Annotated in this window: 7 protein-coding genes and 1 pseudogene; all 8 read left to right on the top strand. The window is 70.2% G+C overall.

The window, feature by feature from the left end:
- The first annotated feature begins 40 nt into the window (after positions 1 to 40).
- Positions 41 to 3,931 carry an amino acid adenylation domain-containing protein gene (locus AOK08_RS08795; RefSeq protein WP_079053913.1) on the top strand — a complete coding sequence of 1,297 codons (3,891 nt, stop codon included), beginning with the start codon at positions 41 to 43 and terminating at the stop codon, positions 3,929 to 3,931.
- Positions 3,928 to 4,602 (top strand): thioesterase II family protein, encoded by a 675-nt coding sequence (locus tag AOK08_RS47145; protein ID WP_079053914.1) that lies wholly within the window; start codon positions 3,928 to 3,930, stop codon positions 4,600 to 4,602. Before AOK08_RS08795 ends, AOK08_RS47145 begins: the two co-directional genes overlap by 4 nt.
- On the top strand, positions 4,589 to 4,819 hold the full coding sequence (locus AOK08_RS08805; protein WP_055524900.1) for an MbtH family protein: 231 nt from the start codon (positions 4,589 to 4,591) through the stop codon (positions 4,817 to 4,819). The genes AOK08_RS47145 and AOK08_RS08805 overlap by 14 nt, the downstream gene beginning before the upstream one ends.
- Before the next feature lie 53 nt (positions 4,820 to 4,872).
- Positions 4,873 to 6,132, top strand: a complete 1,260-nt coding sequence (locus AOK08_RS08810; protein WP_055524901.1) for an MFS transporter — start codon at positions 4,873 to 4,875, stop codon at positions 6,130 to 6,132.
- 113 nt (positions 6,133 to 6,245) lie between these two features.
- Positions 6,246 to 7,253, top strand: coding sequence for an isopenicillin N synthase family dioxygenase (locus AOK08_RS08815; RefSeq protein WP_055524902.1), 1,008 nt, complete (start codon positions 6,246 to 6,248; stop codon positions 7,251 to 7,253).
- A 55-nt stretch (positions 7,254 to 7,308) separates the two neighbouring features.
- Positions 7,309 to 8,100: a HalD/BesD family halogenase gene (locus AOK08_RS08820; protein ID WP_055524903.1), complete on the top strand. Its 792-nt coding sequence runs from the start codon at positions 7,309 to 7,311 to the stop codon at positions 8,098 to 8,100.
- 200 nt (positions 8,101 to 8,300) lie between these two features.
- Positions 8,301 to 9,857, top strand: a complete 1,557-nt coding sequence (locus AOK08_RS08825; protein ID WP_055524904.1) for a hypothetical protein — start codon at positions 8,301 to 8,303, stop codon at positions 9,855 to 9,857.
- Between the two features lie 75 nt (positions 9,858 to 9,932).
- Positions 9,933 to 10,599, top strand: a pseudogene (locus tag AOK08_RS08830) (hypothetical protein); the annotation flags it as partial.

Below are 10,599 nucleotides of genomic sequence, written 5' to 3' on the forward strand. Positions count from 1 at the left end.
CGTTCCCACAAGGAACTGCACAACGGGCGGGAGAAAAGCGATGACTGAATTCACAGCGGAACAGCGACGGCTGCGTGGGGAAGTGCGAGATCTGCTGACCCGTCCTGATATCCGGGGCGAGTTGGCCGCGCTGGGAAACGGGGCCGCCCCGGGGGCGCCCGAACTGCATCCATGGCGGCTGTACCGCCAACTCGGAGCCCGTGGTCTGATCGCGCCGCACTGGCCGGTGCGCTACGGGGGCCGGGGGCTGGGCTGGGTCGAGGCCGCGGTCGTCGCGGAGGAACTCGCCTTGCACGGGGTGCCGGACACGGCGATCGTCAACGGGATCTACAACGCGGGGGAGGCCGTGCTTACCGCCGGGACCCCCGCCCAACGGCAACGCTTCCTGCCCGGGCTTGCCTCCGGCCGGAAGCTCGCCACAGCCCTGCTCACCGAGCCGCAGGCGGGTTCCGACCTCGCGTCCCTGCGCAGCACGGCCACCAGGGTCGGCGCGGGTTGGGAGCTGAGCGGGACCAAGACGTGGAACGCCAAGGCGCATCTGGCGGACATCGCGATCTGCGCGGTCCGGACCGGCCCCGGTGACGGCTACGCCGGCATCAGTTTGTTCATGGTTCCGCTGCGCGCGGAGCAGGTCCGGGTCACGGCCCTGGACACCACCAACGTGGAAACGCTGTACGAGGTGGCATTCGACCGGCTGCCACTCGGTGACGAGCACCTGGTCGGCACGGCCGGTGAGGGGTGGCCCCTGCTCGTCAGCGTGCTGACCCTGGAACGAGCCGGGCTCGGCTATCACGGACGGGCACACCGGTGGCTCGCCGCGCTCACGGAGCACCTGCGGCAGATGGACAGGCCGACCGGCGCCGAGGCCGACCACCGGGTGCTGGAGCTGCGGCGCCGGATGAAGGCCGGCCGCGAACTGGCCTGGCAGGCGGTACGGGACCTTGCCGCACAGGGCCCTGAGACCGCGGCGGTACCCGCGGCCACGGCGAAGTGGTTCAACACGGAACTCGCCGCCGATGTGGTCGACCTCGCCCATGCCGTCGACGGCGACCTGTCCGGTGGTGCGTCGGCGTCCTTGCTGGTTCCGGCCCACCGTGAGGCGGTGGGCCTGACCCTCGCCGCGGGAACCTCGGAGATGATGCTCACCATCGTCCAGGCGAACCTGCGCGGTCTGCTCGGCGGTGCGACCGACGACGCGGGCAACGCACCCGGGACACCCGGTCCGTCAGGCCCGGTCGAGGCCCTGCGGTCCGCCCACCGCCTGGGCGACGCCGGAGAACCGGGACCCGACCTCGGCCGGGTCGTACTCGCCCACCTCGACCAGGAGCGCGACATCGCCCAGGGAACGGAGGTGCTGATCGCGTCGGTGGAGCACGGGCACGAGAACCCCGTGAGCCCCGGACCGTTGAAGACCGAGGAACGTCCCGGCGGCGGCTGGTCTGTCAGCGGGACCCGCTGGGCTCAGTCACGCGGTGCCGGGACCGGCCCGGTCGACCTGCTGCTTCCCCTGGACCTCGACGATGCGGGTGTCACCGTGGTGGTGGTGTCCGCGGACCGGCCGGGTGTCACGGTGGAAGCGGCTGCCACGGCACTGTCACCGGCACCCTGCCGTGTTCACCTGCACGATGTGCACATCGAGCCCGCCGACAGGCTCTGCCCGGCCGGCTCGTCCCGCTATCCGGCCGCTGTGGCCCATGCCCGGCTCCTCGCCGCCGGATATCTGCTCGGTGGCTGCCGCCGGATGCTGCGTACGGCCCTGGAACGCGCTGACAGCCGGCATCAGTTCGGACGTCCTGTCTCGGCCAACCAGTCGATCGGGCACGCGCTGGCCGCCGCGTGGGCGCGGACCCAGGGCGCTTGGTCACTGGCCGAACGCATGGCGGCGGACCTCGGCAACGGCGTCACGCTCGACGACGACGCCGTCGACGTTCTCGTGCTGGCCGCGGAAGCGACCGCCGAGGTGACCCGCCTCGCGACGCGCGTGTCGGGAGCACACGGCCTGCTTCGGCTCGGACCGGTCCAGGACTTCGCCCGTCTCGCGAGGTACCCCGCCGCGGCCTTGGGCCCACTGGCCGCGCTGCGCGCCGAGGCCGCCGCCATCGGCGTGACCCCGCTCCGGGAGCCCGCTGCCGACGCCGCCGCGACCGTTCCCCTCGCGGCCCCTCACCCTCTCCGCTCGGCGACACCCGAGTACCGGTTGGTCGAACGGCGGGCACGGCTGACTCCCGACGCGGTCGCGCTGGTCAGCGGCACCGAACGCATGACGTACGAGGAACTCAACACCCGGGCCAACCGCGTCGCCCACGCGCTGCGCCGGCACGGTGTGGGGCCGGACGTGCCGGTCGGGGTGTGCGTGGAGCGGTCGGCCGATCTGGTGGTGGCGGTGCTCGGCGTCCTCAAAGCGGGTGGTGCCTACGTACCGCTCGATCCCGCGCATCCGCCCGCGCGCCTGCACGACATGATCGACAACAGCGACCCCGCCGTTGTGATCACTCATGAGTGGATGCGCGAATGGCTTCCGGCCGACCGGCTGCTGCTGTGTCTGGACACGGAGGAGTCGTTGTCGGCGCAGCCGTCCACCGACCTGCCGGACACCCCCCATCCGGCCAACCTCATGTACATCATGTACACCTCGGGCTCGACGGGGCGGCCGAAGGGTGTGATGGTGCACCACGGAGCGATCGCCAACCGCATGGCGTGGGACCGGGCTTCGTTTCCGCTGACGGCCGAGGACGCCGTGCTGCAGTTGACGTCGGTCGGCTTCGACCCGTCCGTCTGGGAGATCTTCGCCGCGCTCACCAGCGGGGCGCGCCTGATCATTCTTCCTCCGAAGGCGCACCTCGACCCGCGCACCGTGGTGGACGCCATCACACGTGAGCGCGTGACCGCCCTCACCGCGGTACCGGCCCAGATCGCCCTGCTGATCGACCAGGATCCCGGGCTGCTGGACTGTCCGTCACTGCGGTACGTGTTCTGCGGCGGTGACGTCCTGCCTCCGGCACTCGCCCGCCGGTTCCCTCCCCATCGGTCACCCGAATTGTTCAACATGTACGGTCCGACGGAGGTGTCGATCGACGCAACGGCTTGGCGGAACACGGAAGTTGACGGCAGCGTACCGATAGGGCGCCCCATCGGGGGCGTATCGGCGCTCGTGCGTGACGGCGATCTGAGCGAGGTGAGTGACGGACAGGTCGGCGAGTTGTGGATCGGCGGCGCCGGACTGGCCCGTGGCTACCTGGGCAGACCTGCCGAGACGGCCGAGGCGTTCCGGCCGGCTCCGGTCGGGTCGCCACCCGGCTCCCGCGTCTACCGCACCGGTGATCGGGCGCGCAGCACGGCAGACGGCGACCTGGAGTTCCACGGCCGGATCGACCGCCAGGCGAAGATCCGGGGACATCGCGTCGAACCCGCCGAGGTCGAGTCCTCCCTGCTGCGGCTGCCGGAGGTTTCGGAGGCCGCGGTGCTCGTCGTGGAAGGGCGGCTCGTCGGATTCGTCGTCGTACCGGCGGGCACGGACGCCGGTGACCTGCGGCGCCGGTTCCGTGGACTCGTACCGGACCATCTCGTGCCGGCGCAACTGGTGCCCGTCGGCGAGTTGGCCCGCGGTCTGTCGGGAAAGATCGACTACCCGCGGCTACAGGAGTTGGCCGAACCGCCGGGCGACCGGTATCGGCCGGCCGTCGGCGCGAACACGTGTCGGTCCGTGGAAACGGAGACAGCGTTGACGCGCCTCGTCGCCGAGGTGCTCGGGATCGCGGAGGCCACACTCGACGACGAGTTCTTCACGCTGGGCGGGGACTCGCTGAGCGCCGCCCAACTGGTCACACGCGCATCGCGGGATCTGCGGCTGACTCTCACCATCGAGATGCTGACACGCGGACCTTCCCTCAAGGAACTCATCGTCATGGCTGAAGAGGAAGCCAAGGAATGAGGCTCCCAGGAGGCCCGAGCCTGCGGCTTCTGTGTTTCCCACCGGCCGGCGGGTATGCGGCGCCCTATCGTGCCTGGTGCGCGATGCTGCCGCCGGAAATCGCCGTGCATCCGATGGATCCGCCCGACGGGTGCGATGACGTGGATACCGTCCTCGCGGCTCTGGAGCCGACCGTGGCAGCCGTCACCGACCGGCCGACCGTGTTGTTCGGGCACAGCTTCGGCGCGCTGATCGCGTACGAGTTGGCGCACCGCCTCCGAGACCGCGGTCTGCCGCTCGTGCGGCTCGCGGTGTCGGCCAGTGCGGCACCGCATCTGGTGAGTCCCGTGACAGCGGGCACTGGCACCGCCGCCCGCGCCGAGTCCGCCCGGGTCACGGCTTGGTTCGAACTCGCTGACAGATACCGATACCGCTCCCGTCCCCCGCTGGACTGCCCCATCTCGGTCTTCGGAGGGCTGCACGACCCGACTGTGGCACGCGGCGAGTTGGCGGCCTGGCAGGAGCACACGGTCGGTGCCGTCCGCCTTCGGGTACTCCCCGGCTCCCATGACCTGCTGCGGGAAGGCGGCGCCTACGTGGTCCGGGCACTGGAGCGGGATCTTGCGGACGACGCGGGTCAGGACACCTGGCCACCGGAATCTTCGAAAGGAAATCCACGTGTTTCAGGCTGACGAGCCGGACGACCGCACATACGCCGTTGTCGTCAACGAAGAGGAGCAATATTCCATTTGGCCCGCCGAACAGCGTCCACCCGCCGGCTGGCGACGAACCGGCGTGTCCGGCACCAAGGCCGCGTGCCTGCACAACATCGAGCGGGTGTGGGTCGACATGCGCCCCCTCTCGTTGCGTCGATGGATGCGGGAGCAGACCGCAACCGCAGCCGAATAGACATACGGCGAAGTCGGCATGAATCAAGCCCGATCCGACCATGAGGTCTGACAATGTCCGAAGAATCCACCGGCAGCCGGGCGCTCCGATTGTCCGCCACCTATCGGGGGCTGGTGTCCGTGCCGGGGGGCGGGCGGCTGGCGGCCGCGAGCCTTCTGTCGAAACTGCCCATCAACATGTTCTCCGTCAGTACGGTGCTGCTGTTGTCCCCCCGCTACTCCTACTCGGCGGCGGGCCTGGCCGTCAGCGCGATGCTGGTGGCGAACGCGGTGAGCAGTCCGCTGCGCGGCAGATCAGCCGACCGGTACCCGGTGCGTACCGTGCTCGCGGTGTGCCTGGCCGGCTACCTCGCGGGCACCGCTGGACTGATGGCGGCTGTCGCGGGGCGGCTGCCGCTCGGGCTCGTGGTGGCTTCGGTGGCGATGATCGGTCTGTGCTTCCCACCCGTGAGCATCCTGCTGCGTGGTTACTGGGTCGCGGTCGCCGGCGAGCGGATGCGCGTTCCGGCGAACTCACTGGAGTCCGCGCTCATGGACGTCACGCTCATCACGGGACCTGTGTCCGCCACGTGGCTGAGCACCTCTGCCTCGCCCTTCGCGCCCTTCATGGTCACCAGCGTGTTGATGGCGCTCGCGGTGACAGTGTTGCCGTCGCCGCGCGGGACTTCGGGTGCCGCGCGCACGGACGCGGGCGACTGGCTGAGGCCGCTGCGGTCGAGGCCGCTGCTCTGCGTGCTGGCCGCGATGTTCCTGTTCTGCGCGGCACTTTCCACGATCGAGGTGGTCCTGCCCGTCTACGCTCAGCAGCACCACGTCGTCGGCTACAGCGGTTGGTTCCTCGGCGGGTTGTCGGTGGGCAGCATCGTAGGCGCCCTGGTGCTGGGCGCGGTGCCCTCACCGCCGCGGCTGATGCTGCCCGCGCTGCTGGGCGTATTCGTCGCGGGCGCGTGCCTGCTCGGGTTCGCGATGACCGTCGGGCCCGTCCTGGTGCTCGTCGTGTGTCCGCTGACCGGGCTGGCGATCGGGTCGTCGTTCGGCCACCTTTACACGGCGGTCGGGACAATGGGCCCGTCCGGCTGCGAGAACGAGACCCAGGGCTGGGCGACCAGCTGCTCGACGGCCGGCTTCGCGGCAGGTGCCGCTGCCGGTGCCGCGGTGGCAGACGTCGCGGGTGCACCGGCCTTCCTGTTGCTGACTCCAGCCACCGCGGTCGCCGCAGCCTTGTTCGTCCTCGGCGGCATCCGTGCCGGCACGGCTCCCACCGCTCCCGCGCTGCCTCAACCGAGTTCAGATGAAAGCGAGTTGAGGTCATGAACGCAATCGAGCCCAGGGTGGGCTGACGGGCCCGCCGAATGCCGCGAGTCGCACCTGGCATTCGCCGGCGCCGCACATCTCCTTCCATTCCCGATCCCCGAACAATCCACTTCATGGAGCGAATCGTGTCCGATGTCATCCCCGTACTCGACATGGAAAAGGCGGACGGCGGTCCGCGGTCCCGTGCGGAATTCCTGGAGCAGCTGCGCGCTGCGGTGCATGATGTGGGTTTCTTCCAACTGGTCGGTCATAAAATAACCGACAGTGACCGTCTGCTCGAATTGTCCCGCGAGTTCTTCGCTCTCCCCGAGCGGCAACTCGAAGAGATCAGCATCCTCAAGTCTCCGCATTTCCGGGGCTACTCCGAGACGGGCCGCGAGCGCACCAAAGGCACGCCCGATCACCGCAGGCAGCTCGACATCGGGCCCGAGCTCGAGCCGTGTGTCCCCGGGCCGGGCGACCCCGACTACCTCTGGCTGGCCGGCCCGAACCAGTGGCCCGCGAGCATGCCCCACCTGCGGACGTTCCTCCTGGACTGGGCCAGGCAACTGACCGGTGTCTCGTACAGGCTGATCCGACTGATCCTTGCGGCGGTCGAGACCCCGGAGAACTTCCTCGATCCCGTCGTCACCCCGGATCCGCATGTGCACCTGAAACTGCTCCACTACCCCGGCAGTGACGACACGCCCGAAAACACCCAGGGCATAGGCGTGCACAAAGACCTCGGGCTGCTCACTCTCCTGCTCCAGGACGACCAGGGCGGCCTGCAGGTTGCCGTCGAGGAGGGCGAGTTCATCGATGTCCCCCACATCCCCGGAGCCTTCGTCGTCAATCTGGGGGAGCTGCTGGAGGTCGCCACTCGTGGCTATCTCCGAGCGACGACACATCGGGTCGTCAGGCCCGGCCCGGGAGTACAGCGCTATTCCTCTCCCTTCTTCTACAACCCGTGTCTGCACTCCACCATGCAGGCTCTCCCGTCCCGTCTCGTGACGCAGGCCGCGGGCGTCGCCCACGACCCGGGCAATCCGCTGCTGGCCAGTTACGGCGAAAACGTCATGAAGGGCATGCGCCGGGGGTTCCCGGAAGTGGTCGCACTGCACCGATCCGCATCCCGGGCTTGAAGGTTGGGCGACCCGGCGCGGATCGAACCCCTTCCAGCGAAAGCGAGGAGAGAGCATGACCACAGTCGAGTCCAGGATGGAAGAGTACTTCGCCGGTTTCCGGGACGAAATGGCCGAGATGCGGGCCAGGTTCCGCGACGAGGACTACATCGAGGTCCCCCGGTTCGGACCCGACGGCATACGCGAACAGGTCGCCGCCGACGTGCGACGGCTGCTCGAGGAACACGCGGAGCGCCGTGATCTGCGAGTGGCGACGACTGGAGGCACGCCCCGCCGCTTCGAGTCGGTCGGCCGGGACGCGATCGTAGCGGGCTCCGAGGTCATTTCCCCGTTGTTCCGGGCGCCCGCGATGCTGAGGTTCCTCGCCGAGCTGACAGGGGAGCCGGCGATCGTACCGGTGCCCTACCAACCGGAGGAGCTCCTGATCAACCGGATGACGAGGCCGGGCGACTCGCACGGATGGCACTGGGACGACTACTCCTACTCCCTCATCTGGCTTTTCGAAGCACCCGGACCGGAGGACGGCGGCGCCATCGAGTATGTGCGGAACACCGTGTGGGACAAGGCGAGTCCACAGGTCGAGGAGTACCTGCGCAGGGGTCCGATCCAGCGGCGCAGCCCGGCTGTCGGCTCGGTGTACCTGCTGCGCGCGGACACGGCGATGCATCGCGTGGCACCTCTGATCACGGAGAGGGCCCGACGCACCGTCATGGTGCTGTCCTACGCCACAGAGGCGGATCTGCGGCGTGAGGTGGGGCACGAGACCATGCTGGAGGTCTTCCTCGGCAACGGCAACGGCAACGGCAACGGCAACGTCGCGGCGTCCCGAGCGGGCGGCCGTGCTTGACACGGATCTTGGTCGTTCCGCGGTTCGTCCGGCCGGGGCCGCCCGGACGGGGCCGCCCGGACGGTGAGCGGATCTCCGTGGCGGTCCGACGGAGTCCCACCGTACTGTTGGGCCGCCCGCGCGGGTGCGCGGCCGGGGGTTTGGCCAAGGGGGCACCAGGGATGCCAGAGGGGTTGGCCCAGTGGGGGCCAGAGCTTTTCATGGTGCGGGAACAGGAGCGGCGTCGCGGCCCGGCACCCGGGAACGACCCGGGAAGGGACATCCTGCGAGGGGGTTTCGAGCCCTGCCTGCTGGCCCTTCTGCGGCTGTCGGCGGGCCGGGACCCGGGCACCGATCTCACCAGCGGGTGGTTCCCGAGGGCGCTCGCCCGCACCGGCCACCTCGTCCGCGCGGCCGAACTGGCTTACACGATCGGCGACGAGCTCAAGCAGGGTACGGAGCTGCTGGAGCTGGTGAAGGCCGCGGCGGGCGCGGGAGACCTGCGCGGCGCCCAGGCGCTGGCCGAGTCGATTCCCCTGCGGCAGCTACGGGACAAGGCACTGGTCGCCCTCGTGCCGGCGTGGGCCCGTGCCGGTGAGCGTGCCAGGGCTGTCGCTCTGGCGGAGAGTATCCGCTACCCGCACAACTGGGGGTGGGCCTGGGCCCTGCTGGCGAAGGCGGCGGCGGACAGCGGCGACATCGATGAGGCGCTCGGGTTCGCCGCTCGCGCCGACGACGAGGTGAGTTCCTGCGCCGTCGACGGGACGGAACAGGTGCTCGCCCTCCTCGTGGAGGTGGCCGTCGCCACCGGCGACCACGACCGGGCCGCCGCACTCGCCGACCGCGTGGAGGACATCACCCGGTCCCGCAACCCGACCGGGTGGTCCAAGCCGCGCTCCCTGGCGGTGGTGTTGGCCCGCGAGGCGCTGCAGGGAAACCTCGACCGGCTGGACGCTCTCCTGCGCCCCGTGCCCGGACCCGCCGTCGGGGCCGGGGACACCGTATGCGGGTGGGCACTCGATGAAGCCGGCGACCAGGACATGGTCCTGGAAGGACACCCGGAGGAATCCGCCGCCCGTCCGTTTCCCGCCGGATCCCCGCTCGGCGCCCGGGACTTGGCCTGTGTGCTGGACGCGGTCGCCGAAACCGCCGACCAGGACGTGGCCCTGGCCCTGGCCGACCGGGCCGGGACACTGCTCGACACCGGCGACGGCCGTGATCACGACATTCTGCTGAGGTCCTTGACGCTCCTGCTGGCCAGGCACGGGCAGGTCGAACGGGCCCTGGCCCTCGCCGACCGGCTCGACCTCGATCAGACCGGCGCGCGGCAGGCGGACATCGCCGGGGAACTGGCCCGCTCCGGCGACACGGGCGGGGCCGAGGCTCTCGCCCACGCGATCACCGACCGCCGGGCGCGGGACAGGGCGCTGATCGAAGTGGTCCGGGAGCTGGCCCGGCGCGGCGACCAGGGCCGGGCCGAGGACCTGGCCCACTCGGTCAACGACCGCTGGGCACAGGGCGAGGCGCTGCTCGCGGTCGCCCGGGAGACGGCCCGGCACGGCGATCCGGGCCGGGCCGAGACTCTCGCCCGCTCGATCGCCCACCGAGGGACACGGGCCCGCGCACTGGCCGCACTCGTGGAACTGTCCGAGCCGTCCCACGCCCGCAGGCTCGCCGCACAGGTCGTGATTGCCGACGGCTGGGACCCCGTTCTGCCGGTCCTGGAGCGGATCGTGCCCCGTTCAGTGGCCGTGGTCGTCGATCGGATGACGAGCTGAGCTGAGCTGAGGTGAACACAGCGCTGCCGGAGGCCAGGCCCCCTGATTGTCAGTGCTGTTTGCGAGACTTGTTCCATGATTCCGAAGCTGCCCTTGCACAGCCCTCGTTGGCGTGACCTCGACGGTGTGAAGGCCGAGGAGGTGACAGCGCTCCTGGAGCAGATGGCCGCCGCGGCCGACACCGAGGGCGGCGACGCCTGGAGGCAGACCTGGACCCACCTCACCGGTGGGCTGATGGACGACGGGGTCGTGTTCGACGGCGCCTATGCGGCCCTCCCGCATCTCGTCGAGGCGGCGGCGGCCCTTCCTCCGGGGCGGACCGTGGACTTCTGGGTGGACCTGGGATTCATGGTGACCGCCGATCACAGGCCCCCCGTCCCGGCCGATCTCGAGGCGGGGTTCCTCGCCGCACTGCGGCTGGCGGAGCGGGCGGCGACCCGGAGCCTCCTCGCCGCCGATACTCCCGCCCGGGTCTGCGCCCACCTCGCGCTCTCCTGCGTGGCCTTCGCCGGTCACCACACGGGCGAAGCGATGAATCAGCTCCTCGATCTCCAGGAAACCGGCCTCCAGTTGGTGTGTCCCGGATGCGAGAGCGACACCGAGATCCCCGAGTTCTTCGCGGACCCGGCGGGTCCGCCTTCCGATGTGCCGGGGCTGCCTGATCCCGCCCGTGTCCGGGAGGGAGGGCATCCCTGGGGCGAGGTCGCCGCGGCGTTGCGGGACGGGGCGCTGGGGGACGGGC

This window comes from Streptomyces graminilatus (assembly GCF_001418565.1).
GTDB classification, from domain to species: Bacteria; Actinomycetota; Actinomycetes; order Streptomycetales; family Streptomycetaceae; genus Streptomyces; species Streptomyces graminilatus.

Bases quoted from the DNA above. Each gene is read 5' to 3' on its own strand.
- AOK08_RS08795 (WP_079053913.1), top strand. From the start codon at position 41: ATGACTGAATTCACAGCGGAACAGCGACGGCTGCGTGGGGAAGTGCGA.
- AOK08_RS47145 (WP_079053914.1), top strand. From the start codon at position 3,928: ATGAGGCTCCCAGGAGGCCCGAGCCTGCGGCTTCTGTGTTTCCCACCG.
- AOK08_RS08810 (WP_055524901.1), top strand. From the start codon at position 4,873: ATGTCCGAAGAATCCACCGGCAGCCGGGCGCTCCGATTGTCCGCCACC.
- AOK08_RS08815 (WP_055524902.1), top strand. From the start codon at position 6,246: ATGGAGCGAATCGTGTCCGATGTCATCCCCGTACTCGACATGGAAAAG.
- AOK08_RS08820 (WP_055524903.1), top strand. From the start codon at position 7,309: ATGACCACAGTCGAGTCCAGGATGGAAGAGTACTTCGCCGGTTTCCGG.
- AOK08_RS08825 (WP_055524904.1), top strand. From the start codon at position 8,301: ATGGTGCGGGAACAGGAGCGGCGTCGCGGCCCGGCACCCGGGAACGAC.